Genomic DNA, 24,566 nt, shown 5'->3' with positions numbered 1-24,566 from the left:
CCCCAGCCAACAATCCCAGAGCATGCGCGACCGAAAGGCAGACCCTGGGATTTCCGTCTTGGCGTCCGGCGGGCCGTCAGGCACTCTCTGCGGGAGCTGCCTTTTTCGTGCATGGTGCTCGGATGACACGCCTGACCGGATATGAACCGCTCCATACGCTCAAGCCCGTTGCATCCGATGTCTGGATTGCCGATGGCGGCTGGATACGGTTTTACGGCCTTCCCTTTCCGACGCGGATGACCGTGATCCGCCTGAAAAATGGCGACGTTTGGGTGCATTCGCCGATCGACGATGAAAACGGTCTTGCCAAGGCTGTAACGGCTCTTGGACCCGTACGTCATCTGATCGCGCCGAACTGGATCCACTATGCCTGGGTTCCCGCATGGCAGGCCTTGTTTCCACAGGCGCAGACCTGGGGCAGCCCCGGAGTCGTCGCGCGGGCGGCCAGCCGCGGGCTAAGCCTGCACCTCGATCACGAACTGGGCGACACGCCACCCGCAGCATGGTCGGGCGAGATCGATCAGAAACCCGCCCTGTCGGCCCTCCACAATGAAGTGGTGTTCTTTTACCGCGCAAGCCGGACGTTGGTGCTGACCGACCTGATCGAGAACTTCGAACCGACACGGATGCCGTGGTGGGCACGACCGCTCCTGAGGCTTGGCGGCGTCTGCGACCCGGATGGCGGAATGCCCCGCGACATCGCCGCAAGCTTTCGCCGCCGCCCTGAACATCTGCGCGACGTTGTGCAGACGATGATCGGTTGGAACCCCGAACGCGTGATTCTGGCGCATGGTCGCTGGTACGACCGGGACGGAACAGCCGAGCTTCGGCGCGCCTTTCGCGGGCTGATCTGATCCCATGGTTACCCGCTGGTCGATCCGGCGTGGCGTCGTCATGCCGATCCCGGAGGCCCGACGCAGGCAACCGACCGCACCAGCGCCCGACCGGCTACATCTGGAATACATAGTCGCCGGGGGCAGCCGCAAGCGCCTTGTCCGCCGAAGGCGCATCCACCAAACCGCCCCCCCTGTTCGGCCAGCCACTCTGCCCAGTCGGGCCACCAGGATCCGGGTGTCGCGCTGGTCTGTGCCAGCCACGCATCCGGGCCGACGTAAAGCGCGCCACCGGGTCTGTGCGAGATGCGATAGTGCCGGCGCGCATGGCCCGGCTCGCTCAGGATGCCGCTGTTGTGCCCGCCTCGGGTCAGAACGAAGGTCAGGTCGCAATTCGTGAACAGCCGCGTCTTGTAGACGGATCGCCACGGCGCGATGTGGTCGCTTTCCGTGGCAACGACAAACATCGGCACCGACAGATCCTTCAGCGCGATCACCCGGTCTTCGACCGCAAACCGGCCGGCCGTCAGCCGGTTTTCCAGGAACAGCCCGCGCAGGTACTGCGAATGCATGGTCGCGGGCATCCGGGTCGTATCGGACAGCCAGACGCCGATATCGGTCGGCACGTCCTCCCGGCCCAGGAAATACCGCTGGACGGCGCGGGTCCAGATCAGATCCTCGGCCCGGATCGTGGCAAAGGCACGGGCCATCTGGGGCCGGTCAAGATAGCCCTGTTCCCACATCAGATCCTCCAGAAAGGCGATCTGGCTTTCGTCCAGAAACAACAGCAACTCGCCCGCCTCGGCGAAATCGACCTGCGCTGCCATTAGCGTGACCGAGGCCAGCCGGTCATCGCCGTCCCGCGCCATCGTGGCCGCCGCGATCGCCAGAATGGTCCCGCCAAGGCAATAGCCCACCGCATGGACCGGGGTGTTTGGCAAGATGGCACATACCGCGTCCAGCGCGGCCATCACGCCACGCTTGCGATAGTCCTCCAGCGACAGGTCACGCTGCTCTGCCGTCGGATTGCACCACGAGATCATGAAGACGGTAAATCCCTGCCCGACAAGATAGCGCACCATCGAGTTCTCGGGCGACAGATCGAGGATGTAATATTTCATGATCCAGGCAGGGACGATCAGGATCGGCCGGGCATGCACCTTCGGCGTCTGCGGCGTGTACTGGATCAGTTCGAACAGATCGTTGCGAAACACCACATGCCCGGGGGTGCAGGCCAGATCCTTGCCCAGTTGATAGCCCTCGGGCGCCGGATCGCGCTGGCCAGTCAACGTCTTTGCGGCATCATGCGCGAAATGCGCGGCCCCGTCGGTCAGGTTGCGGCCACGGCTGCGCATCGTCTCGGCGATGATCTCGGGGTTGAGCATCGGAGAGTTCGAGGGCGACAGCACATCCAGCGTCTGGCGGGCCAGAAACCGCGTGCGCTCTGCATCGTCGGGCCGCAAGCCGCGCACGGGTTGGGTGGCATGATCCCACCAGTCCTGCATGGCCAGAAACCCCTGCTGCCACATCCGGAAGGGAGGTTTTTGCCACCCGGCAGGGTCAAAGCGGTGATCATAGGGCTTTGGCGCGAAAGGCGCAGGACTGCCCGGGCTGGCGGCCATGGCCATCACTTTTGCAAGGTTGCGCTGCGCGTGTTCGGCCAGTTCCAATTGCCTGCCGGGTGCTCGGGCCAGATGCTGCGCCCAATCGCTCCATGCCTCAAGAAACGCGTGGGTAGAGACGCCACCGCTCAGCCGCGCCATGGCGGCGCTGACCGCGCGGTCCAGAGGCTCGTGCGGATGCTTGGGCACATTGGCCACAGGCGGCGCTGCGATGACCGCCGGAAGGCCGGCATCGCGCGGCGGGTCGGTCGGGGTTTTCACCTTTTTACGGTTCTTGGTCATCTGGGTCTGGCTCCTTGTGATCGTGGATCGACGCAACGGAACGCAGACATTCTACCGCAAAAGAGCCTTTGCCGCCTTGTTGCAGGTCATTGCTTCAACCCCAGGCGGATCTGTTTTTCGATTTCGATGATCGCGAGAAAGGCCACACCCACGGCGACGATCAACACCCCATCCATCACCGCGACGTCCTGCGTGCCCAGAACAGCCTGCAACGGCGGCAGGTATGTCACCGCGAACTGTGCCGCCGTGACGGCGACCACCACGATCCACACCACCCGCGTCCCGCGCACCGCCGCCCATGTCAGTGACGTGCTGTGAATGTTGCGGATAAAGAACAGGTGAAAGATCTCGAGCACCACCAGCATGTTCAGCGCCATGGTCTGCGCCACGGCCAGCGGATAGCCCTTGTCGATGGCATAGGTGAAGATGCCAAAGACCGCCGCCAGGAACAGCGTCGCCACCAGCAGCACCCGCCAGACCAGCTCGCCCGAGAGGATCGGGGCGTTGCGCGGACGCGGCGGCCGGGTCATGGTGCCTGCCTCTGTCGGCTCGAACGCCAATGCGATGCCCAGGGTGATGGCCGTGATCAGGTTGACCCACAGGATCTGCACCGCGGTCACCGGCAGGGCCAGGCCCGCAAGCAGGGCCAGAATCACCACCATCGCCTCGCCCGCATTGGTGGGCAGTGTCCAGCTGATGACCTTCTTGAGGTTGTCATACACCGTGCGCCCTTCGCGCACGGCCGCCGCGATGCTGGCAAAGTTGTCGTCGGCCAGTACCAGATCGGCGGCTTCCTTTGCGGCCTCGGACCCTTTCAGACCCATGGCGATACCCACATCGGCCCGTTTGAGCGCCGGGGCGTCATTGACCCCATCCCCCGTCATCGCCACCGACAGGCCCCCCGCCTGCAAGGCTGTCACAAGCCGCAGCTTGTGTTCCGGGCTGGTGCGGGCAAAGACATCGACATCGGCCACCTCCAGCGCCAGTTGCGTGTCATCCAGCCCGTCCAAATCCGCGCCCGTCAGCACCCGCCGCGTGTTCGCCAGACCGATCTGCGCCGCGATGGCACTGGCGGTTCCTGCATGATCGCCGGTGATCATCTTGACCCGGATACCCGCAGCCGCACATTCGGCCACGGCGGCAATCGCCTCGGGGCGGGGCGGATCGACCAGCCCCACCAGACCCAGAAAGGTCAGCCCCCCTTCCAGCCCGGCGCGATCGATCTGCGGGCCGGACCCCGCGCGACCGGCCAGCGCCAGCACGCGCAGGCCGCGCCGGGCCATCGCCTCGGCCCGGTCCTGCCATTGCGGCAGGTCGATGTCCTCGCACATCCCCAGCACCCGTTCCGGCGCGCCCTTCACAAATGTCTTCGGGCCGGCGGCTGTTTCGGTCAGCACCGCCATGAACCGGTGGCGGCTGTCGAACGGGATCGCATCCAGCCTGCGCGCATCATGGTCGCCGCCGGCCTTGCCCGCAAAGGCCAGCAGCGCGCCTTCCATCGGATCGCCCTCGACGCTCCAGACCCCGTCGCGGTGCCGAAGGGCCGCATCGTTGCACAGCGCCGCCGCCAGTGCGAGATCAGAAAGGTCGCCCGCAGGGCTGATCCCGCCTTGCGGCGCATAGCCGTCGCCTTCGACGGTAAAGGCTCCGTCGGGCGTTTCCACCTCTGTCACCACCATCTCGTTGCGGGTCAGCGTGCCGGTCTTGTCGGTACAGATGACCGAGACCGAGCCGATGGCCTCGATCGCGGGCAGGCGGCGCACGATCGCATTGCGCCGCGCCATCGCCTGCACACCGATCGCCAGCGTGATCGTCATGACGGCGGGCAGACCTTCGGGGATGGCCGCGACGGCGACGCCGACCACGGCCATGAACATCTCGGAAAAGTCCTGATGGCCGATAAAGATGCCATAGACCAGCAGCAGCCCAGACACGAGCAGGATCAGGAACGACAGCCACCGCGCGAAATGGTCGATCTGCGCAACAAGCGGCGTGGTCAGTTGCTCGACCCCCGCCAGCAGCCCGCCGATCCGGCCGACCTCGGTGCTGGCCCCGGTGGCCACCACCAGCCCCCGCGCGGTACCTTGAGTGACCAGCGTGCCGGACCACAGCATCGACTGCCGGTCGCCCAGCGGTGCATCCGCCGCGACCGCCTGTGCGGTCTTTTCGACGGGAACGGATTCGCCGGTCAGGATCGCCTCTTGCGCGGCAGCGCCCCGCGCTTCCAGAACGCGCAGGTCGGCGGGCACCTTGTCGCCCGCCTCGAGCAGCACGATGTCGCCCGGCACAAGGCTGGCCCCGTCGACCGTCACCCGCACGCCATCGCGCAGCACGGCGGCGCGCGGCGCAAGCATGCCCCGGATCGCCGCCATCGCCGCCTCGGCCTTGCCTTCCTGCACGAAGCCGATCACCGCATTGGCCAGAACCACGGCCAGAATCACCCCGGTGTCGACCCAGTGCTGCATGGCACCTGAAACAATCGCGGCGCCGATCAGGACATAGATCAGGACGTTATGGAACTGCGCCAGAAACCGCAGGACCGGCCCGCGCCCTCGCACCTCGGGCAGGTGGTTCGGGCCATGTTCAGCGAACCGGCGCGATGCCTCATCACCGCTCAGACCCTCGGGGGTGGCGTCCAGCTCGGCCAGGCAGTCGGCAGCAGGACGGGCGTGGGCATCGGTCAGCATCCGGTCAAATGACGTCATAACCAGCCCGTGCCGCGATCGCGACCGATGTCTTTCCCGCGCGTCTGATCAAGACAATTCTCCCGTGATGCATTTCTTTGGCCACGACACCGACAGCACCCCCATGTCTGGCCTTGGTCAGAATAGACCTGTCTGGTCGCTTTGACTTGATTGAGGTCAAGGATGATGCGGATTCATGATACCCGAATGCCGATGACAGCGCGATGACCACGCCGCCGCCTGTATCCGACCGAACACAAGCATGGCAGAGGGCCTGCCGGGTCGTATGCAGACATGAAAAAAGGGACGGTCGAAACCGTCCCTTTGCGATCATTCCGTCACCGTAAGGCTGTCAGCCTTCGTCGAACACCTTTGCATATTCCTGCCGCAGATCGCGTTTCAGGATCTTGCCGCTGGCATTCTTGGGCAGGCTTTCGGCGATCTCGATATGCTTGGGTGCCTTGAAATGCGCCAGCGCGTCGCGGCAATAGGCCATCACGGCATCACTGGTCAGCGTCGCGCCGGTCTTGGGCACCACCACGGCAGTCACAGCCTCGATCCACTTGGGATGAGGCACACCGAACACGGCCACCTCGGCCACCTCGGGATGACGAAAGATCGCTTCTTCAACCTCGCGGCTGGCGACGTTTTCGCCGCCCGTCTTGATCATGTCCTTCTTGCGGTCCACGACATAAAGATACCCGTCCTCGTCGAACCGGCCCAGATCGCCGCTGTGGAACCAGCCGCCCCGGAACGCATCCGACGTCTTGTCGGGGTCGTTATAATACTCGGTGATCAGATGCGGACTGCGGTGCACGATCTCGCCCACCTCGCCCACCGGCACGGGGGTGTCATTGTCATCCACCACGCGGGTTTCGACGTTCAGCGCGGGCCGACCGGCCGAGCCCAGCTTGCGCAGCTGATCGTGTGGCTTCAGGATCGTGGCCAGAGGGGCCATTTCGGTCTGTCCGTAGAAGTTGAACAGCCGCATGTTCGGCAGGCACTGCGACAGTTCCTCGATCACCGCCGTGGGCATGATCGACGCGCCGTAGTAGCCCGCGTTCAGGCTGCTCAGGTCACGCTTGTCGAAATCGGGATGGCGCAGCAGGGCGATCCAGATCGTCGGCGGGCAGAACAGCTTGGTCACGCCATGCGCCTCGATCGCGGCCAGCATCTCGGCGGGGTCGGCCTTGTCATGCACAATCGACGTGACGCCAAGGTACAGATCAGGGCTGAGGAAACAGTCAAGCTGCGCGCAGTGAAACAGCGGCAGGCAATGCAGCGAAATCGCATCCTCGGTCATCTCGCCGTCGATGATGCAGCTGGAATACTGCGCATAGAGCGCGGCCGAGGTCTGCAGCGCGCCCTTGGGCCGGGACTCGGTGCCGCTGGTATACATCATCTGGATCGGATCATCGGCGTCAACGTCGCGCCATACCTCGGAGGCATCATCATGCTCCAGCAGGTCGGCCACCGGCTGCCAGCCCTGGGGCGCATCCACACCGGCGTGGGGGATGGCGAATTTCGGCATGTCCTGCCCCATTTCGGCCAGCGCGGCGTCCGCCGTGGCACACAGCGCATCCTCGGCGATCAGCATCCGCGCGCCCGAATGCGTGAGGATATAGGCCACGTCGGGCGCGGTCAGCATGAAGTTGACCGGCGTGGTCACCGCCCCCAGCCGCGCCAGCGCATAGCGCAGCACAACGAAGGCGCGGTTGTTGTGGGTGAACAGCGCCACCCGGTCGCCCTTGGCAATCCCGCGCGCCTCAAGCGCGTGGGCGGCCCTGTTCACGGCCGCATCCAGATCGGCGAATGTGTCGCTGTGGTCGCGGAACACCAGCGCGGTCTTGGTCGGGGTGCGCGCAGCGGACCGGCGCAGCATGTCGCCCAGTTGCTGACCACGCGCGCGGCGGATCATTTGGTCGGTTTGCATCATTACCCTCATTCGTTTTTTTGCGCCCGGCCCGAGGGGCCGGGCGATCCGGGTTATTTCACCAGTGCCGGAAGCCACAGCACCAGTTCTGGAAAGGTACAAAGGATCGCGACCAGAACCAGGTCCATCACGATGAACCAGGCGACGCCGCGAAAGATGGCCGAGGTTTTCACCAGATCGCCCACCACGCTTTTGATCACGAACACGTTCATCCCGATGGGCGGCGTGATCATCCCGATCTCCAGCAGCTTGGTCAGCACGATGCCGAACCACAGCAGGCTCCAGCCTGCGGCATCGACCACCGGCAGGATGATCGGCAGCGTCAGCAGCATCGCCCCGATGGGTTCCAGGAACATCCCCATCAACAGGTACACGCAGACGATGCCCAGCATCAGCAGCACGGGACTGGACGCGATATCAAGGATGCCCGACGACAGATAATCGCCCGCGCCCGACAGGGCCAGGAACCGCGTCAGAAGGCTGGCGCCGATAGCGATGATCAGCAGCGCCGCAGTGGTCATAAGCGTCTCGCGCGCCGCCGTCAGAAAGCGGCCCAAGGTCATCTGACGGGTCAGGATGGCCACCAGACAGGCCATGGATGCGCCCACAGCACCTGCCTCGGTCGGGGTGAACACGCCGCCGAACAACCCGCCGAAGATGCCCAGCATGATCAGCAGGATCGGCCATGTCTCGCGCAGGGCCAGAATCTTTTCACGCAGGCTGACGCTGGTGTCGCGTTCCGGGGCGAGGGCAGGATTCAGCCAGACCCGCAGCAGCACGACCAGGATATAGCCCACCGCCGTCATCAGACCTGCCACGACACCGCCCAGAAACAGCTGCGTGATCGAAATCTGGGCAATCACGCCGTACAGAATCAGGATGATCGAGGGCGGGATCAGCGCGCCGATCGTGCCTGCCACCGCCACGGTGCCGGTGGCCAGTTCGGGATGGTACTTGTATTTCATCATCTCGGGGATGGCGATCCGCCCCATCGCTGCCGAACAGGCGATGGACGATCCCGACACTGCGGCAAACCCCGCCGAGCCAAAGATCGACGCGATGGCCAACCCGCCCGGCAGGCTGGACAACCAGATCCTCGCCGCGTTGAACATGCCGCGCGTCAGCTGCGTGTGATAGCTGATGAACCCCATGAACAGGAACATCGGGATCGAGCTGAGGATCCAGCTCGAGGTAAAGCTGTAGGGCACGATGCTCATCGCGCCCCACGCGATACGCGGCCCCATCAGAACGTAAAGCCCGGTAAAGGATACCCCGATCAGGGCGATGCCGATAGGCACGCGCACCGCGATCAGGGCAATAAGGGTCGCCAGGCCGGTCAGGCCGATGCCTACATCAGTCATTTATGAACTTCGCATTTACATCTGTTTCGTTCAGGCCGTTGCGCCAGCCGGTGACGGTGGTGATCACCCGGTAGCCCGCAATCAGCGCCATCAGCGCCGCGCCAAGCGGCACCAGCCAGTAGGCCTGCCATATCTCGATCCGCTGCGAGCCCTGCTCCATCGTGGCCCCGATGTTGGTCTTTTTCACCGCTTCGGTCCAGCCGCCGATCATCACAACCGAGATCACGCCGACGGTCAGAATGCCGGAAAACACCGAAAACCCCGTCTGCACGCGGGGCGGCATCAGGTCGGTCACGAATTCGACCGAGATATGAGAGTTCTTTTCCTCGGCCACGCCAAGCGCGATGAAGACCACGATGATCATGTAGTAGTTGGCCACCATCACGATGGTGCCGGGCAAGGGCACGTTGAACACATAGCGGCCCACCACGTCGGCGGTGACGTGCAGCATCATCAGGATGACGCAAATCGCCCCGATCAGGGACGATGATTTGGCCAGAAAGGACAGCAACCTGCCGATCATGAACATGGATAGCCTCCGTCAGTCATGCGGGGGGTGACAAGGGCCGGGCACCGGCGTGTCGCGCGGTGCCCGGCTTTGGTGTCATGCGTCTGACAGGATCACTTGCCGTAGCTCGAGACATCGACCTTCGAGAAGATCTCTGCCTCGTAGATCTCGGCCAGTTCCTCGCCGCCCGATACGTCCTTGGTCAGCTCGGTCCACTTGCCCAGCAGCTCTGTCAGGGCGTCGGCCGCCTCGGCGCCGTTGGTGATGCCGAACCGCTCGTTGTAGATGCTGGCAATGGCGTCCTTGTCCTCGGCGATGAACTCGCGGTTCAGCGCCACGATGTCGTCCGGTGCCGGTCCGTACTCGATGCCCATATCGGGCGCACGTTCGCGACCTGCACGGCCTTCTTCGACATAGACCCAGGCAATGTCGGCGGCCAGCTTGGCATGGGCGCGCAGCATGGCGCCCTTGTTGTCATCCGACAGGCCGTTCCAGCTGTCCTTGTTCATCGTGAAGGGCACGTTGAACTGTGCGCCCGGCGCACCGACATAGACATAGTCGACAACGTCGATGAAACCGAAGTTCACGAAATCGGCCGTGTTCGACATGGTGCAGTCCACGACGCCCTGGTTCAGACCTTCCAGCGTTTCGTTGATCGACATCGACACCGGCGTTGCGCCGACGCCTTCTGCCCAACGCGCCCAATAGGCACCGGCCGCCCGGATGCGCTTGCCCTCAAGATCCGCAACCGAGGTCAGCGGCACCGCGCATTGCAGCACGTAAGACGTGGTCGAGGCCGCGCCCAGATAGACCTGGTTCTGCGCCGACATCTCTTCCATGCAGGCCGGGCAGCTCGTCATCACGTATTCCATGATCGCGCCGGTAAAGGCCAGGCTGCTCAGCTCGCCGGAAAACTCTTCCAGTTCGACCAGTTCCGAGAATTCGGCCAGCATGTTCAGGTTGGGAAATTCCGACGGAAAGTACGCCAGCAGGTTGCCCGCGACATCGGCGATGCCGTCGCGCAGGCCTGCGTTGATCTCGGAAAAGCTGAGCAGCGACAGCGGGAACACCCGCACGCTGACTTCGCCGTTGCTGTATTCCTCGACCGCCTTGGCGTAATCCTCGATCTTCGCGGTGGGCGACGAGTTGGGCGGCCAGCCGCCGGCAAAGCTCAGGTTGTTGGCGTGCGCAGCGGTGCCCACGGCCAGCATGGATGCGCCTGCAAGCAGGGCCTTGAATGTTCGTGTCATGGTATTGTTCCTCCCGTATGACCATGTTGTTTCTGTCTTCCCCGCCGCAAAGGGCCGGGTCGTCGTCTTGCGTGCAAGGGCATGTCCCCCGGCACGCCCCCCCTGTGTCAGTTCTCACAGAGGGTCATTGGTGAAACCTTGCAGCGCGTTTTTCATGAAACGCGGCCAGTCCTTCGGCAAAATCCGGCGTCTCCCCCGCCCGTTTCTGCAACTGTCGCTCGGTCTCCAGCGCGGTGGCGAAATCGCTGTCTGCGGCACTCCACGCGGCCTTGCGGATCAATGCATAACTGTGGCTCGGCCCCTGGGCCAGCTTCTGGGCGATGGTTTGCGCCGTTTGTTCCGCAGCGTCATCTTCGGTCAGGCGGGTGATCAGCCCCCAGTCATGGGCCTGCGGCGCGGGGATCTTTTCGGCCAGCAGCATCATCTCCATCGCCCGAACCCGGCCCACCGCGCGGGTCAGCAGCCATGTCGCCCCGCCATCCGGGACAAGGCCGATCCGCGCGAAGGCTTCGAGAAAATAGGCGCTCTTGCCTGCCACGATGATGTCACAGGCCAGCGCCAGCGACGCGCCAACACCCGCAGCCGCCCCGCGCACCGCCGAGATGATCGGCACCGGCAGATCGCGGATCGTGTGCATCAAGGGGTTGTAGTCATCCTCCAGCGTCCGGCCCACATCGAAGCCCGCCACGTCGGCGGGCATCGCGTCTTTCAGGTTGGCACCGGCGGAAAATGCCCTTTCGTTGCCCGCCAGAACGATCGCGCGGGCGGTCTTGACCTCGGATCGCAGCGCGTCGTGCAGGTCATGCGCCATCCGCGGTGTCATCGCGTTCATCGTCGCGGGGTCGTTCAGCCGCAGCGTGGTCACGGCACCTTCGCGCTCGATCAGGATGAGATCGGTCATTGCTTGTCTCCTCCGGTCCAACCCGGCTCGGTCCACCACGGGAAGAACCCGGGCATGTCGCGCGACACCTTGTCGGGAAAGGCGGGCGGGCGTTTTTCCTTGAAGCTGGCCACGCCTTCGTCGGCATCGGCCATGGAACTGCGCGCGGCAATGGCGCGGCTGTCGATCCGGTGCGCCTGCATCGGGTGGTCGGCCCCGGCCATCCGCCACATCATCTGCCGCGTCAGCGCGATGGACACGGGCGCGGTGTTGTCGGCAATCTCGCGCGCGATGGCATGGGCCACCTCCAGCAATTCGCCCGGCGCATGCACCGACCGCACCAACCCGCCTGCGCGCGCCTCGTCTGCGCCGAACACCCGGCCGGAGTAGCACCATTCCAGCGCCTGGCTCATGCCCACAAGGCGCGGCAGGAACCAGCTTGACGCCGCCTCGGGCACGATCCCGCGCCGGGCAAAGACAAAGCCGAACCGCGCCGTATCCGACGCGATGCGGATATCCATCGGCAGTTGCATCGTGGCCCCGATGCCCACCGCCGGGCCATTGACGGCTGCGATCACCGGTTTCAGACAGTTGAACAGGCGCAGCGCCAGGATGCCGCCCATATCGCGGTTGGCCGGATCGTCCCAGACACCCGGATCGGTGGCCGCCGGATCGACCTTTGCAGCCGTAAAGGCGTTATCGTCATCCAGATCAACACCGGCGCAAAACCCGCGCCCCGCCCCGGTCACGATGATCGCGCGCACGTCATCATCGGCATCGGCGGCATCCAGCGCGGCCAGCATGTCGTCCAGCATCGTCTGGGTAAAGGCGTTCAGCCGGTCGGGCCGGTTCAGCATCAGGGTCATGACGCTGTTTGCAACCTCGGTCGTGATCGTCTGGTAGGTCATGCCTGCTGCTCCGGTGCCTTGGACAGGGCGCGCGCGTTCAGTGCGATCTCGTCCTCCAGCCCGGCGATCTGCGCGCCACGCCAGAAATCCTCGATGTGCTTGCGCGCCCATTTCTCGGCGCGCTCGGCGTCGCGGTCGCGCAGGGCAGCGATGATGTTCGAATGGGCCTCGATCTGGCGCTTGTAGAACCTTGGCGCAAAGGGCGCGATCTGGGCAAATCCACGGAACAGCAGCAAGGCAATCGGCTCGCGCGCCAGACCCAGCACACGGTTGCGGCCCATTTCGGCGATCCGGGTGTGAAACTGCTCGTCCAGTTCGATCGTGCGCGCCATCTGCCCCTCGGCGGCCAGAAGATCGGCATGCACCTGCTGCAACGCCTCGATCTCGTCCGCCGATGCGCGCTGCGCGGCAATGCGGGCGGCCAGCGGTTCGGTGACCATCGTCACCTCCCACAACTCGCGAAAGGTCACCTTCATCAGCGCCATGGCCCGGCCTGCGCGGGTGGTCAGCTGATCGGCCTGCGGCACCGTCACCTCCATCCGACGGGGCGAGGGGCGGTGCACCAGCCCGTCGCTTTCCAACTGCCGCAAGCCTTCGCGCACGGTCGAGCGTGTGACACCGAACAGCGTGCCAAGCTCGGCCTCGCCCGGCAACTGATCGCCCGGTTTCAGATCACCACGCAGGATCTGCGCCTCGATCTCTTCGGCGATCTGCTGGTAGGCATAGCTGACGTGGATCGGCTTGGAAGTCAGGACCATGCGCGCCCCCTGCCCTGCAACACGCCTGCCCAACGCGCGAATGGCGCTGGACGCAGGGGTTTGAGGAAAAGGCGACAAGTCAACGTGTGCAACCCTGTTATGGTCCGACATTGGCGCAGGTTGAGCGCGATTCCGTTGCCCTGTCAACTGCGGAACATATGCGGATTTCGCGAGGTATTTGGCGCCAACCGTCGATCATCACACAGGGCTGCACAAGCACAGAACGAATATAATCAATATTTATCAATGGCCTGATCATCCTTTTAGGCTGCGAACATCCGGCCGAAGCCGATACTGCCGCCCAATCATGACCTGAAAGTGATTGACCGTCCGCGCGCCGCCTTCTATGCCTGATTGTCGGACACTAAGGCGACAGACCGATGACCAAGACAAAACGGATCTCCGATGGCCGCGCAGCCTGATTTCGACCCTGCCCGGCTGGAGCCTGTTCTGGGCGGCCCGGTGCACCTGGCCCCGGTCAGCGGGGGGCAATCCAACCCGACATGGTTTGTCACCTGCAACGGGCGCAAGCTGGTGCTGCGCAAGAAACCCCTTGGCGCAACAGTCGACAGCGCCCACGCCATCGACCGCGAATACCGCGTGATCGCCGCCCTGCAAGACAGCCCCGTGCCGGTGCCCCGGCTGGTCCTGTACGAAGCCGACACTGACGTGATCGGCACGCCGTTCTACGTGATGGAGCGGATCGCAGGTGAGGTTTCGGACACCACCGACCTGCCCGGCCTTGATCCCGCCGATCGCCGCGCCGTCCACCTGGATGCCGCGCGCATTCTGGCCCACCTGCACACTCAGGATGTTCAGGCGCTGGGATTGCAGGATTTCGGCCGCCCCTCGGCCTATTACGAACGGCAGGTCCGGCGCTGGCGCGGCCAGTGGCAGGCGCTTGAAGGGCGACAGGATGCGACGCTGGATGCGCTTGGTGACTGGTTCGCGGCCAACATTCCGCCCGAAAATCCCGCCGCCATCGTGCATGGCGACTATCGCATCGGCAACGTGATGTTCGCCCGCGATCCGGCGCGCATCGCCGGTGTGCTGGATTGGGAACTGTCGACGCTGGGCGACCCGCTGGCCGATCTGGCGCATTGGTCGATGTTCTACGACCTGCGCCCTGAACAGATGGGCGGGCTGGCCGGGCTTGACCTGGCGGCGCTTGGCCTGCCCGACCGGGCCGAATTCATGGACGCCTATCACGCAGCAGGCGGCTGCCCTGCCCCGCTGGGTGTGTTTCACCGCGCCTTCGCGCTGTTTCGCATGGCGGTGATCTGCGAAGGCATCACCGCCCGCGCCGACGCGGGGCACGCCGCCAATGCCGATGCACGTGCGATTGGCGCGCTTGCCCACGGTTTCGCCCGGCTGGCCGACAAGCTGCTGTCTTCCGACAAATCCGATATCCCCTGAAGGAGCCCGCAATGGATTTCGCCTATTCCGACAAGACCAAGGCCCTGCTGACCGAAGTGCAGGATTTCATGGACACGCTCGTGCTGCCCGCCAACCGGCGGTTTCACGAGATCGCCCATACCGGCGCCTACCCGACCGAGGTGATCGAGCCGCTGAAGGCCAAGGCGTTTCAGGCCGGGCTGTGGAACATGTTCTCACCCGAGTTGGAAGATAACCACCCCGGCACGCGCCTGACCAATCTGGAATATGCCCCGCTGGCCGAGGCGATGGGCCGCGTGCCCTGGAGCCCCGAGGTGTTCAACTGCAACGCGCCCGACACCGGCAACATGGAAATCCTGATGCAGTTCGGCACGCCCGAGCAGAAGGAACGCTATCTTGATCCGCTGCTGCGCGGCGAGTTGCGCTCGGTCGTGGGGCTGACCGAACCGGATGCGGCGTCATCCGACCTGACCAACCTGGCCACCACGATCCGGCGCGAGGGCGATGAATACGTGATCAACGGGCGCAAGTGGTTCTCGACCGGGGCCAAGCACCCCAATGCCAACCTGTGCATCGTGTTCGGCGTGTCCGATCCGTCTCCCGATGCCGACCGGCACCGCAAGCATTCGTTCATCCTTGTGCCGATGGACACGCCGGGCTTCGAGGTGGTGCGCGACGTGCCGATCATGCACCACCACGCCCCCGAAGGCCATTGCGAGATCGTGATGCGCGACGTGCGCGTGCCCGTCGATGCCATGCTGGGCAACGAGGGGGACGGCTTCATGCTGGCGCAGGCGCGTCTGGGGCCGGGGCGCATCCATCACTGCATGCGCACCATCGGGCAATGCGAACTGGCGCTGGAACTGATGTGCGAACGCGGACTGGAGCGCCAGACCTTCGGCAAGCCCCTGGCCGACAACGCCAATATCCAGGACTGGATCGCGCAAAGCCGGATCGAGATCGACGCCGCCCGCCTGCTGATGTTGCAAACCGCGTGGAAGATGGACCAGAACGGCGCGCGCGCAGCACGGGTGGATGTGTCGGCGATCAAGGTGATGGCCGCTCGGTTGCAGACCACGGTGGTTGACCGCGCCATGCAGGTGTTCGGTGCTGCAGGTATCACCCCCGACACGCCGCTCAGCTACCTGTGGACATGGGGCCGCGCGATGCGGTTTCTGGATGGCCCGGACGAGGTGCACCTGAAGGTCATCGCGCGCGAAGAGCTGAAAAAGGCCAAGGGCGCGATGGGCCGCAACATGGCGCATTTCGTTTCGCCTGCACGCTGATCGCGCTGCCCCGAAGAAACGAAAAGGCCGGGGCATCTGCCCCGGCCTTTCCTGTTCGTGCGCCGCGATGATCAGATGAAATCGTCGGCGGTAAAGTCATCGACCCGCTGGTTGAGCACAAAGATCGTGTCGCCGCCAAAGGCGATCTCGACCCCGCCGGTCACATTGCTGATCGTCAGGTCGTCAAAGGTCGCCCCGCGCAGCTCGATCAGGTCGATGTCCTGCTGATAGCCTTGCACCGTGTCAGCACCCACACCGGCGGTGAAGTCAAAGACGAACACATCCGCGCCAAAGCCGCCGATCAGCAGATCGTCGCCCGTGCCGCCGTTCAGGGTGTCATCGCCGATACCGGCGCGCAGCGTGTCGTTGCCAGCCCCGCCCATCAGCATGTCGTCGCCGGCATTGCCGTTCAGCACGTCGTCGCCTTCGCCACCCTCCATGGTGTCGTTGCCCGACCCACCACGCAGCGTGTCGTTGCCTGTGCCGCCGAACAGCAGGTCATTGCCGATACCGCCCATGACATCGTCATTGCCGGAACCGCCATCAACCGTGTCGTCGCCAGCGTTGCCGTTCAGGTTGTCATCGCCTGTGCCGCCCATGATGCTGTCGTCACCGGCCTTGCCGCGCACCGTGTCGTTGCCTGCCCCGCCAAAGACCACGTCGTCACCAAAGCCCGCGTCGATCACGTCATCACCGCCGCTGGCATAGACGGTGTCGTCGCCTGCGCCCGCAGAGATGCTGTCATCGCCGGTCGACCCCGTCAGCACGTCCGAGGTGAAGGCCCGTTCGATGACCTGCGCGGTGCCATCCACAAGGTCGTAGACCACGCTGGTGCCCGACACTTCGTAGGACACTGCGATCTGCTCGCCACCCGTGGCGCTGTCTTCGGCCTTGATGAAGGTGACGATCTCGGGGCTGACGTTGCCGTTGGCCTGGCCATCGATGTACTGATCGAAGGTCGGATTGGCGGGATCGGTGATGTCGAACACCATCACGCCGTTGTCACGCTCCAGTCCGAGGAAGGCATAGAGCCGACCGTTGACCTCACCCACGGCGACGCCTTCGGGTTCCGCACCTTTGTCGTCCGAGCGGTTGTCGAATTCTCCGTTCTGACCGTTGAAGAACTCGGGGCGGATTTCGGCCAGCAGCATCGAGATCATCGAACCGCTGTCGAACACCACGTTGCCATCGGTGTCATAGATGGTGAAGCTGCGTGCGCCGTAGTGGAAAAGCTGATCATAGTCGCCATCGCCATCGGTGTCGCCAATGTCCGTGCGGACGTTCAGGCGGCCAAGGTTTTCATCCCGTTGCAGGATATCGGCATCCGGAAAGGCCGTGGGATCAAGCACCAGATCCTTGACCCGCGCCTCGGTATCGTCGCGCGCATCACCCTCGTTCGCCGTGATCACATAGGAGTTGCCGTCGACCTCGAACGAGGCGATGGCATCGGGCTGGCGCATCCCGAACAGGTTGTCATAGTTCTGCAGATTGATCGCGTTGTCGCGGTTCGAGGCGTCTATCTCGAACCCGGGCTGCGACCGATCGACGGTGCCGAAGCTGCGGATATCGGTGACCGTGTCGGTGGTCAGGTCGATCACCGCATAAGCGTTGGCCTCTTGCAGGGCAACCCATGCGGTGTTTCCGTCCGGCAGCACGGTGATGTATTCCGGCTCCAGATCGGCGGCCGCGTCAACACCCGGCTCCAGCAGGACACCGGCGGCGAACAGCGCCTCTTCCTGGCCGTTGAAGGCCGTGAAGTCCAGGTTGGTGACCACTGCGTTTTCAACACCGCCCGAGATGTCGATGATCGACACACCGCCGTTGGGATCGGTGCTGTCGCCCGGCTCACCCTCGTTCGCCACCAGGATGCGGCCATCGGGGGCAAAAGTCAGCATGTCGGGCAGATATCCCACCTCGACGGTGCCCAGCAGGGTGCCATCCGTTTCGAACAGCGCCACCAGACCCGGTGCGGGCTCGCCATCGACTTCGCGCGCGATGGCAACGGCAAAGATGCCGCCCGAAACCGCAACCGACTGCACACCGTCGTAATCGGCGTCCAGACCGGCCAGCGGAACCTCGCGGAGCAGAGCGCCGGTGGCCATGTCAAAGATGTCGATCTGGTCGTTTGCCCCGTTGGTCACATAGGCGATGCCGTTGTCGACCGCGATAACCTCGGACGAACCGTCCTCCGGGTTGTTGGTCAGCGTCTGAGCAATCGAGATGTTCAGCGCCGGATCGACCTCGTCCAGAAGGATGCGGTCGATTCCGCCGTTGCGGTCAAGCTGCACGATGCGAAGATCGTTGAACACGTCGGTTTCAGCCTGTGCAAAGGCGCTGTCCTCGTCGGGGTGGTTCGCCGCCATGTAGTCGCTGAGCGCCTTTTGCTCGCCCAGCAGGTTGGAGGCATCGCCGTCGGTCGTGACGGCCCCATCGTCTGTCAGGTACTGGAAGTTGGTGCCCAGTTGCTGGAACGGGTAACCATCGCCATTACCGTCGACCAGGAAGTTCAGCGACACCATGCGGATCGACTCGGGCGCGGCCTCCGTCACCTGACCGTTTTCGACGATCACGACTTCTTCGCCTCTGGTCGGGTCGATGATCGCCACGGTCTGAACCCGGCTGCCGGCCACGTCGACCTGCGGCATCCCGGTCTCGTCGTCGATGATGTAGTCGCCCGAGCCGTCGGTGGCCAGGACCAAGCCGGGCTTGGTTTCGTCAAAGCTGAAGCGGAAACCGCCGATCTGCGGGAAACGCCCCGGTGTGGCGCCTGCCTCGCTGTCGGTTGCGGCCACGGCGTATTCCAGCAGCATCTGGAAGCCTTCGGGGGTCAGGTCCACCAGCGCCAGGCGGTTGTTGAAACGCAGCGAGTTGACCAGATCCAGTTCCGAGAACAGCCCGTCGCCGGCGTTCGTGCCAGCGTCGCCGGCCGATCCGACCTCGGCGCGGATACCGCCACCGTTCTTGAACGACACCACGACCGTGCTGTCGGCTGCCTGCGCTGCGGCCAGATTGGCGTCGGCGGTCAGGTTGCCAAGGTTGGTTTCCTCGGTGCGCACGGATTCGCGCCGCCCGTCGAGGAACACGTCATGTGCGCCAAAGATGTTCTGATCCAGCGCATCCACGATGGTCTGCACGGCGGTTGTCAGATCGCGCACGATGTCGGCCTGGGTCGAAGCCGTGATGGCGTCGTCAACCGTCGCGGCACCGGTGACGGCCAGAACGCCGGCCTCGTCCGTGGCATAGATGCCCGACACGACATCGTCGATGCTGTCGGCCATCAGCACGCCATCTTCGTCAAAGGTCGCCACAAGACGACCGACATACGAGTACTCGCCGTCGGTCGACACGATGGCAACCGGGTTGCCGCTCGCGTCGGTGGTCAGGAACGGATAGCCGCCCGCAGCCTCGTCGCCTTCGCGCAGCACGTCGGTGTCGTCGGCCAGCAGGGTGTTGGACCCGCCCGCGATGATGATGTCCACACCGTCCAGCAGACCGGCAAGTTCCTGCTCCAGCGCCAGTTGCTGAAGATGCGAGGTCAGGATGATCTTGTTGGCGCCACCATCGACCAGAGCGTCGATCTGCGGCTGGATCACCGCGGCCAGCGCGGCCATGTTGTTGTTGCCTCCGGTCAGCTCGTCCACGCCACCGGTCGATGAAATCCGCGCGATGATCTGGGTCGTTGCCCCGACGACGCCGATCAGCTCGCCATTCACCTCGATGGTGGTGGCCGGTGCGATGGCGGGGCCGGTGTTTCCGGCGGCCAGATCGGCCAGGGATTCGTTGTAATCCGAATTCGGCAACACCTGATCGGTGAACAGGCCGCCCAGGGCATTGTCACCGGAAAAGTCCAGGTTCGCCGACAGATAGGGGAAGGTCGCACCGACGTTGGCAATCACGCCCGAGCCGCCGTTGGCACCGATGATGTCTGCAAATGCGGATGTTCCCGGGTCGAATTCATGGTTGCCTACGGCAGAGGCGTCAAAACCGATGATGTTCATGATCGCCATGTCGACCCGGCCTGCACCGCGTCCGATGTTCAGCGTCACGTCGGTCAGGTCTTCGCCCAGCACTTCGGTGAAATAGCGCGTGTAGGCGGCAGTCAGCGTGCCACCCATGGAGAAATCAGCAGCAGTCGAGAAGAACGGACCGGGAATGTAGTTGTCACCAGCCGAGATGGTGAGGGTGTTGGCATAGGTGTCGTCCAGAGCGTCGACAATTGCGGCGAAGTTGGGCGCGTTGGTCAGCGCCTCGACGCCACCTTCAAGATCGTTTGCGTGCAAAAGCTGAAGAGTATACATGGGAATCCCCGTTGCTGCGGTCGGAATGACAGCAATAGCGCTAGCCCGAAAGCATGACGCTTATATAACAGTCGTGCGAATAATGTCGTTGGCAGCGGCGGGCGTGTCGAAGACCGCTGACGTGCCCAGACAGGTGCCAAAGGACGCCCTGAATTTGTTATACTGTATAATGAGTTTCAGGTTCGGATGTGGTCCGGCCGGCGCACGGCGGGGGACCGGTACTGGCGCCGCTGGTCAGGCCGATGCATCTTCGACAAGATTGCCCGCCGACAGGGAAATCCGGCAAATTACCCGAGGATCTGCCGGACCATCACAGCGATCGTTTAAGCAGCGCGGCCGCTTCAAGCGCGTGGGATTTCTGCACGTAATCGCCGCGGAATGTGCCATCTATCCGGACCTCCCAGATGCCGTTGCCCTCTTTGATCTGCACCCTTTCCGATTGCGGCGGCCGCTCTTGCAGAAACACCGGCATGGAAATCGCAGGCGCGTCCGGTGCGGGCGCTGTATCTGCTGCGGATGGGTTCAGCGACCCCGTTTGCGTCTGTGCCATGGTTGTCTCCTGCAGGGTTGGGTGTCAGATGCCGCAGACCCGGGCAGGACCGCGCGCCGGCTCGAGATCGGTCTCGGAAATCGGGCGCAGTTCGGTGCGACCCGCCATGCGCCCCCTGCCCCGCACCGTCAGAAAGGTCGCTGTCCTGCGGAAGGTCGAAAAACTGACCCCGTACAGCAGTTCCTCCTCGACCAGCACTTCGTAGGGACCGGCGGGCAATTCATCGGAATAACCCGACAGGGTGAAGGGCTGTGGGAAGGTCACAATCGATGTGGTCGAACGCATGGTCATTCCCGGTCTCCCTGATGACTTTTCGGCATCTGCCCCGCGTCCGATGCCGTGCCAACGGTGGTCGGCGGATCGCCCGGCGGACCCTGTTTCTTGTACCCTGAAACGGGGCGTCGTGTGCTGATGCAGATCAGTGCAGACCGACGCCGGGGCCGAAACCGTGATGCTGATCTGTGTCAGCCCGCCCTTGCGGCTTTGGTGCTAGGGTCAGCGAAATTCGACGGCACATACTCCCTGTCTGCATCGGGCGATCCCTTGCCACGACGGGGCCGTGCCCAACCGCACAGCAGACGAGGACACGACATGCCCGCATCCAGCATCCTCAACCCCCATGATCCGGCCTTCGACCGGTTCTTGCAGGCCTCGGTCGGGCGCGATCACCAGGGCAGCGGCGTTACCGTCCTGTCCGCACTGGCCCGGCTGAACCTTGACCCTTGGCAAGAGGCCGAAGACCTGGCCCGCATGCGGCAAGAGAAGGCTGGCGCGCGCCTGAGCCTGATGCTGTCGCGCCTGCGCGACGTGCCGACGCTGGGACATGACCACCTGACAGTGGCGCACGAGCTGACCCGCCTTCTGCCCGCGCGGGGGCGCCAGACGATGACGGACGACTCCTCGCCATCACCTTCGCGTTTCTCGTGGGGCATGATCCTGGCGGTGCTGGCGCTGGTGTTTCTGGTCGTCCAGATCGTCGCGGGCTTCACAACGGGGGCGGGCGAATGACAAACGACGTGCAGGATGAAGCGACCCTGTGGGAGCAGGAGGAACGGTTCTGGACCGGGGGTGCCGACAGCGCGCGACGGATGACCGCGCCCGATGCGGTCTTTGTCTTTCCCTATCCTGCGGGCATCCTGCAAGGCAACGGCATCTGGCGTGAAAAGGATGTGGCGCAACGCTGGCGCTCGATCGCGATCAGCGATCGCTACCTGTCGATCCGGCAGGGCATCGCCGTTCTGGCCTATCGCGTCACCGCCGAACGCACGGACGAGCCGGTTTACGAGGCGCTGTGCACCTCGGCCTATGTCAAGGATAACGACGCATGGCTGCGCATGTCGCACCAGCAGACCCCGGCCGAGCAGGACGCGCAGTGACCGCGTGAGGCTTCAAGGTGTTGCGTGGGCGGCGGTTGCAAGAAACTGCGCGGCACCGCGATCCCTTGGCTTGATCAGCATTCGGACCAATGGCAAGGCTGGCCGCAGTTTGAGCAATGTGGACGCTGTTTGTCATGAACTTCACCCGCTACATCGACCTGTATTGCGAGCGGACCGCGCCCGGATTCTGGAACGAGCCGATCAATGCGCTGAGCAACGCCGCGTTTCTGGTCGCCGCCCTTCTTGCCTTGCGCGTCTATGCCCGAAGAGGCCGGCACGATGTACCGGACCTGATCCTGATCCTTCTGGCCGCAGCCATCGGGGTCGGATCGTTCCTGTTCCATACTTTCGCAACCGGATGGTCGGAACTGGCGGATGTAGTTCCGATATGGTCATTCGTCGCGTTTTTCGTGCTGGTGACGATCTATCGCCTGACGGGCGAATCCCCGTGGCCGACCGCCCGTATTGCGATGATCGTGCTGGGAAGCATCGGCGTCGTTTTCTGGTTCACATCGGGCGACGTTGCCACCGATGATGCATCCGGGCCGGGATATCTGAACGGGTCGTTGCAATATCTGCCCGCCCTGCTGGCATTGATGATCTTCTCGGGGGTGACGTTGGTTCATCGCCATCCGGCGCGGTATCTTGTGACTGGCGCGGCGATCACGTTCCTGCTGTCGCTGATTTTCCGCACCATCGACCTGATGACCTGCGCGGCAACCGGAATCGGCACGCATTTCATGTGGCATATCCTGAATGGCGTCATGGTCGGTCTGCTGCTGCACGCCCTGCTTTGGTATCTCCCAGCCCGGCGCGCTGGCTAGTGCGCGCAGCCGGACACCAGCCGCCGTGCATCGGCTGAAAATGGGCGGCCCGGTGTCCCGGACCGCCCCCTTTCATCGCGGCAAAGCCTTAGCGAACAATGTGCACCACGCGACGCTGTTCGCGTTCCACGAGGACCGGCACACCGTTGATATAGGCGTAATAGTAGTCGCTTTCGGGCACTTCCTGCAGGGTAACCTCTTGGGGAACGCCCGCGCCGACGACAACTTCACCGTCCAGATAGATCGGATCAACAGGGTTGGTGCGCACGTAGGTTGTCACCTTTTCGGTGGGTGTGACCGCAGAGCCGGTGCCCATGCCGATGGCCGCCCCGATCAGGGCCCCAACCGGCCCGCCGACAATCGCGCCGCCGACTGCGCCAGCTGCCGCGCCGGTGGTGGCATTGTCGGGGTTTCTTTCGTAGGTCACGGTTTCCACCGCCAACTGTTCCCGGTTGGTGTGGATCGGTGCCTGAACCATCGCTGTCAGGTATTCACCCGAGGCCCAGCCGCTGACCTCGCCATAAGACACCCGGCACCAGGTGTCATCGTCCAGACACCCGTCCACGGTCACGCTTTCCGAGGCCGGAATGACCGACAGGATCTCGTATGTGGTGCTGGGGCCTGCCCGCAGGTTGAGATCGGTCCAGGCGGTTGCCGAGGTTTCTGCAAATGCCGATGACGCCAGTGTCATGGCGGCAGCCGTGCTGCCCAGAAGAAAGGTCTTGAACATCTTGTATTCCTTCAATTGGCTTACCCGCTATCGTCAAGGCATCCGGTGGTCAGGGTCCGGTCAGGGCCCTTTTCGCGTGCTTTGCCGATGTTCTGATAAGCCGTTTCGCGCCCCATGTGAGGACCGCCGGCTGTTGTATGACACGGCTGGCCCTGTGCCCGGGCTTACGCAGGTTAGCACCTGTGCGTTTCGCCCATCGACGTCGGGCCGGGGCAGACCGTTTCCTGCACTGGAGAGGGTCACGACCATGTGCCCGGCACACTGATCCATGTTGTGTCGCCCGCTGGGCAGATCGCTAGACTGAAGCAGCAGGGGGCCGTTTGCGGCACCCCCGACCAAGGCCGTGGACGGCATCAACCACCCGTCGATGGAATGCTGGGCAAGGCAAAGGTCGCTTCAATGCGAAGGCGTCGCAACAACAGCGAAAGGTCACCCTGATGGACAAGAACATGAAGAAAAAGGCCACAACCGACGGCTCGAAAAGCGCCAAGCGACAAAGCGATTACAAATCCCGCGAGTCCGAAGGCAAGGTGAACAAGACCGATGCGGCGTTTGACAAGGCTTTCGGCAAGGGAAAGGTTTCCCCTCGCAAAGGCTGAGTCCTTTGCCGGAAGGTCTCGCCGTGTTTCCCCGCATGGCGAGGCCACAATTTTTCAGGGAATTTCCCGATAAAACCCAACCCGCGAGCGGGTCAGACAACCACGCTCAGCGACGGCGCACCGAATTGCCGCCTGCCAGGATCGCGTTGATCAGGGCGGCCACCGCGGCGTGCATTTCGGCGCGTCCGTCATCTTCGGCATATTCATGGCTGGCCGCGGCGTCCCGAAGAACCCCGACGATTTCCTTCTCGGGCAGGATGTTGCGATCGTTCAGCGCCAGCAGCAGCGATTCACAGATGGACAGCGCAGCTGTTCCGGCGATGTCATTGGGCGCGGGCATGATCGGCTTCGCTTTCTGTTCAGTGGAAATGGGGCGCGTCACCGTTTTGTCGGAACGCCTTATCATCCTAGTACTACAGTTGCGCATTATGGCGAGTCTTTCGATGTGCGATGGCGGCAGCGACTTGATGCTCGCGTCGCCACCGCGAC

At 63.8% G+C, this 24,566-nt stretch carries 21 protein-coding genes; 7 read left to right on the top strand and 14 right to left on the bottom strand.

The window, feature by feature from the left end; all coding sequences use genetic code 11:
- Positions 1-122 precede the first annotated feature (122 nt).
- Positions 123-854, top strand: a complete 732-nt coding sequence (locus ACFTOW_RS16170) for a DUF4336 domain-containing protein (RefSeq protein ID WP_379917577.1) — start codon at positions 123-125, stop codon at positions 852-854.
- Positions 855-892: 38 nt separating this feature from the next.
- Here the strand turns inward: ACFTOW_RS16170 and ACFTOW_RS16165 are convergent, their stop codons facing one another.
- The 9 genes from ACFTOW_RS16165 to ACFTOW_RS16125 form a co-directional block, all read right to left on the bottom strand.
- Positions 893-2,737, bottom strand: a complete 1,845-nt coding sequence (locus tag ACFTOW_RS16165) for a PHA/PHB synthase family protein (protein WP_379917575.1) — start codon at positions 2,735-2,737, stop codon at positions 893-895.
- Between the two features lie 86 nt (positions 2,738-2,823).
- Positions 2,824-5,442, bottom strand: a complete 2,619-nt coding sequence (locus ACFTOW_RS16160) for an HAD-IC family P-type ATPase (RefSeq protein WP_379917573.1) — start codon at positions 5,440-5,442, stop codon at positions 2,824-2,826.
- Between the two features lie 331 nt (positions 5,443-5,773).
- Positions 5,774-7,354 carry an acyl-CoA synthetase gene (locus ACFTOW_RS16155; protein ID WP_379917571.1) on the bottom strand — a complete coding sequence of 527 codons (1,581 nt, stop codon included), beginning with the start codon at positions 7,352-7,354 and terminating at the stop codon, positions 5,774-5,776.
- 53 nt (positions 7,355-7,407) lie between these two features.
- Complete coding sequence (locus tag ACFTOW_RS16150) at positions 7,408-8,715, bottom strand: TRAP transporter large permease (protein WP_379917569.1); 1,308 nt, start codon at positions 8,713-8,715, stop codon at positions 7,408-7,410.
- Positions 8,708-9,244, bottom strand: coding sequence for a TRAP transporter small permease (locus ACFTOW_RS16145; protein ID WP_379917567.1), 537 nt, complete (start codon positions 9,242-9,244; stop codon positions 8,708-8,710). Before ACFTOW_RS16145 ends, ACFTOW_RS16150 begins: the two co-directional genes overlap by 8 nt.
- Positions 9,245-9,336: 92 nt before the next feature.
- Positions 9,337-10,473 (bottom strand): C4-dicarboxylate TRAP transporter substrate-binding protein, encoded by a 1,137-nt coding sequence (locus ACFTOW_RS16140; protein WP_379917565.1) that lies wholly within the window; start codon positions 10,471-10,473, stop codon positions 9,337-9,339.
- 124 nt (positions 10,474-10,597) lie between these two features.
- A complete protein-coding gene (locus ACFTOW_RS16135; protein WP_379917562.1) occupies positions 10,598-11,374 on the bottom strand; it encodes an enoyl-CoA hydratase-related protein in 777 nt (258 codons plus the stop codon).
- On the bottom strand, positions 11,371-12,261 hold the full coding sequence (locus ACFTOW_RS16130) for a crotonase/enoyl-CoA hydratase family protein (protein WP_379917560.1): 891 nt from the start codon (positions 12,259-12,261) through the stop codon (positions 11,371-11,373). The genes ACFTOW_RS16135 and ACFTOW_RS16130 overlap by 4 nt, the downstream gene beginning before the upstream one ends.
- Positions 12,258-13,019, bottom strand: a complete 762-nt coding sequence (locus tag ACFTOW_RS16125) for a FadR/GntR family transcriptional regulator (RefSeq protein ID WP_379917558.1) — start codon at positions 13,017-13,019, stop codon at positions 12,258-12,260. The genes ACFTOW_RS16130 and ACFTOW_RS16125 overlap by 4 nt, the downstream gene beginning before the upstream one ends.
- 405 nt (positions 13,020-13,424) lie before the next feature.
- On the opposite strand from ACFTOW_RS16125, the gene ACFTOW_RS16120 reads away from it, so the two are divergent.
- Both ACFTOW_RS16120 and ACFTOW_RS16115 read left to right on the top strand, forming a co-directional pair.
- Entirely contained in the window at positions 13,425-14,435 is a 1,011-nt protein-coding gene (locus tag ACFTOW_RS16120; RefSeq protein WP_379917556.1) for a phosphotransferase family protein, read from the top strand.
- Between the two features lie 11 nt (positions 14,436-14,446).
- Positions 14,447-15,700 (top strand): acyl-CoA dehydrogenase family protein, encoded by a 1,254-nt coding sequence (locus ACFTOW_RS16115; protein ID WP_379917554.1) that lies wholly within the window; start codon positions 14,447-14,449, stop codon positions 15,698-15,700.
- Between the two features lie 71 nt (positions 15,701-15,771).
- Here ACFTOW_RS16115 and ACFTOW_RS16110 read toward each other — a convergent pair whose 3' ends face one another.
- From ACFTOW_RS16110 to ACFTOW_RS16100, 3 genes are all read right to left on the bottom strand, one after another.
- Positions 15,772-19,998: a choice-of-anchor I family protein gene (locus tag ACFTOW_RS16110; RefSeq protein WP_379917552.1), complete on the bottom strand. Its 4,227-nt coding sequence runs from the start codon at positions 19,996-19,998 to the stop codon at positions 15,772-15,774.
- A 310-nt stretch (positions 19,999-20,308) separates the two neighbouring features.
- Positions 20,309-20,548 (bottom strand): hypothetical protein, encoded by a 240-nt coding sequence (locus ACFTOW_RS16105; protein WP_379917550.1) that lies wholly within the window; start codon positions 20,546-20,548, stop codon positions 20,309-20,311.
- Positions 20,549-20,572: 24 nt separating this feature from the next.
- Entirely contained in the window at positions 20,573-20,839 is a 267-nt protein-coding gene (locus ACFTOW_RS16100) for a hypothetical protein (RefSeq protein WP_379917548.1), read from the bottom strand.
- Positions 20,840-21,139: 300 nt separating this feature from the next.
- Between ACFTOW_RS16100 and ACFTOW_RS16095 the strand changes: the two genes are divergently transcribed.
- From ACFTOW_RS16095 to ACFTOW_RS16085, 3 genes are all read left to right on the top strand, one after another.
- Entirely contained in the window at positions 21,140-21,556 is a 417-nt protein-coding gene (locus ACFTOW_RS16095; protein WP_379917546.1) for a hypothetical protein, read from the top strand.
- Positions 21,553-21,924 carry a hypothetical protein gene (locus ACFTOW_RS16090; RefSeq protein WP_379917544.1) on the top strand — a complete coding sequence of 124 codons (372 nt, stop codon included), beginning with the start codon at positions 21,553-21,555 and terminating at the stop codon, positions 21,922-21,924. Before ACFTOW_RS16095 ends, ACFTOW_RS16090 begins: the two co-directional genes overlap by 4 nt.
- A gap of 134 nt (positions 21,925-22,058) precedes the next feature.
- A complete protein-coding gene (locus tag ACFTOW_RS16085; protein ID WP_379917542.1) occupies positions 22,059-22,748 on the top strand; it encodes a ceramidase domain-containing protein in 690 nt (229 codons plus the stop codon).
- 88 nt (positions 22,749-22,836) lie between these two features.
- Here ACFTOW_RS16085 and ACFTOW_RS16080 read toward each other — a convergent pair whose 3' ends face one another.
- The gene (locus tag ACFTOW_RS16080; RefSeq protein ID WP_379917540.1) at positions 22,837-23,478 is read right to left on the bottom strand and encodes a DUF1236 domain-containing protein; all 642 of its coding nucleotides are present in this window, start codon (positions 23,476-23,478) and stop codon (positions 22,837-22,839) included.
- Between the two features lie 449 nt (positions 23,479-23,927).
- On the opposite strand from ACFTOW_RS16080, the gene ACFTOW_RS16075 reads away from it, so the two are divergent.
- Positions 23,928-24,077 carry a hypothetical protein gene (locus tag ACFTOW_RS16075; RefSeq protein WP_379917538.1) on the top strand — a complete coding sequence of 50 codons (150 nt, stop codon included), beginning with the start codon at positions 23,928-23,930 and terminating at the stop codon, positions 24,075-24,077.
- Positions 24,078-24,183: 106 nt separating this feature from the next.
- On the opposite strand, the gene ACFTOW_RS16070 is transcribed toward ACFTOW_RS16075, so the two are convergent.
- Positions 24,184-24,417, bottom strand: a complete 234-nt coding sequence (locus ACFTOW_RS16070) for a hypothetical protein (protein ID WP_379917536.1) — start codon at positions 24,415-24,417, stop codon at positions 24,184-24,186.
- Between the last annotated feature and the right edge of the window lie 149 nt (positions 24,418-24,566).

This window comes from Lacimonas salitolerans, from assembly GCF_042677865.1.
GTDB classification, from domain to species: Bacteria; Pseudomonadota; Alphaproteobacteria; order Rhodobacterales; family Rhodobacteraceae; genus Lutimaribacter; species Lutimaribacter salitolerans.
The sequence above is the reverse complement of the archived record's forward strand: the minus strand, read 5'-3'. Positions and strand labels throughout refer to the sequence as shown.

What these genes read in the sequence shown, in the direction of transcription:
- ACFTOW_RS16170 (WP_379917577.1), top strand. Translation starts at nt 123, where the DNA reads ATGACACGCCTGACCGGATATGAACCGCTCCATACGCTCAAGCCCGTT.
- ACFTOW_RS16165 (WP_379917575.1), bottom strand. Translation starts at nt 2,737, where the DNA reads ATGACCAAGAACCGTAAAAAGGTGAAAACCCCGACCGACCCGCCGCGC.
- ACFTOW_RS16160 (WP_379917573.1), bottom strand. Translation starts at nt 5,442, where the DNA reads ATGACGTCATTTGACCGGATGCTGACCGATGCCCACGCCCGTCCTGCT.
- ACFTOW_RS16155 (WP_379917571.1), bottom strand. Translation starts at nt 7,354, where the DNA reads ATGCAAACCGACCAAATGATCCGCCGCGCGCGTGGTCAGCAACTGGGC.
- ACFTOW_RS16150 (WP_379917569.1), bottom strand. Translation starts at nt 8,715, where the DNA reads ATGACTGATGTAGGCATCGGCCTGACCGGCCTGGCGACCCTTATTGCC.
- ACFTOW_RS16145 (WP_379917567.1), bottom strand. Translation starts at nt 9,244, where the DNA reads ATGTTCATGATCGGCAGGTTGCTGTCCTTTCTGGCCAAATCATCGTCC.
- ACFTOW_RS16140 (WP_379917565.1), bottom strand. Translation starts at nt 10,473, where the DNA reads ATGACACGAACATTCAAGGCCCTGCTTGCAGGCGCATCCATGCTGGCC.
- ACFTOW_RS16135 (WP_379917562.1), bottom strand. Translation starts at nt 11,374, where the DNA reads ATGACCGATCTCATCCTGATCGAGCGCGAAGGTGCCGTGACCACGCTG.
- ACFTOW_RS16130 (WP_379917560.1), bottom strand. Translation starts at nt 12,261, where the DNA reads ATGACCTACCAGACGATCACGACCGAGGTTGCAAACAGCGTCATGACC.
- ACFTOW_RS16125 (WP_379917558.1), bottom strand. Translation starts at nt 13,019, where the DNA reads ATGGTCCTGACTTCCAAGCCGATCCACGTCAGCTATGCCTACCAGCAG.
- ACFTOW_RS16120 (WP_379917556.1), top strand. Translation starts at nt 13,425, where the DNA reads ATGGCCGCGCAGCCTGATTTCGACCCTGCCCGGCTGGAGCCTGTTCTG.
- ACFTOW_RS16115 (WP_379917554.1), top strand. Translation starts at nt 14,447, where the DNA reads ATGGATTTCGCCTATTCCGACAAGACCAAGGCCCTGCTGACCGAAGTG.
- ACFTOW_RS16110 (WP_379917552.1), bottom strand. Translation starts at nt 19,998, where the DNA reads ATGTATACTCTTCAGCTTTTGCACGCAAACGATCTTGAAGGTGGCGTC.
- ACFTOW_RS16105 (WP_379917550.1), bottom strand. Translation starts at nt 20,548, where the DNA reads ATGGCACAGACGCAAACGGGGTCGCTGAACCCATCCGCAGCAGATACA.
- ACFTOW_RS16100 (WP_379917548.1), bottom strand. Translation starts at nt 20,839, where the DNA reads ATGACCATGCGTTCGACCACATCGATTGTGACCTTCCCACAGCCCTTC.
- ACFTOW_RS16095 (WP_379917546.1), top strand. Translation starts at nt 21,140, where the DNA reads ATGCCCGCATCCAGCATCCTCAACCCCCATGATCCGGCCTTCGACCGG.
- ACFTOW_RS16090 (WP_379917544.1), top strand. Translation starts at nt 21,553, where the DNA reads ATGACAAACGACGTGCAGGATGAAGCGACCCTGTGGGAGCAGGAGGAA.
- ACFTOW_RS16085 (WP_379917542.1), top strand. Translation starts at nt 22,059, where the DNA reads ATGAACTTCACCCGCTACATCGACCTGTATTGCGAGCGGACCGCGCCC.
- ACFTOW_RS16080 (WP_379917540.1), bottom strand. Translation starts at nt 23,478, where the DNA reads ATGTTCAAGACCTTTCTTCTGGGCAGCACGGCTGCCGCCATGACACTG.
- ACFTOW_RS16075 (WP_379917538.1), top strand. Translation starts at nt 23,928, where the DNA reads ATGAAGAAAAAGGCCACAACCGACGGCTCGAAAAGCGCCAAGCGACAA.
- ACFTOW_RS16070 (WP_379917536.1), bottom strand. Translation starts at nt 24,417, where the DNA reads ATGCCCGCGCCCAATGACATCGCCGGAACAGCTGCGCTGTCCATCTGT.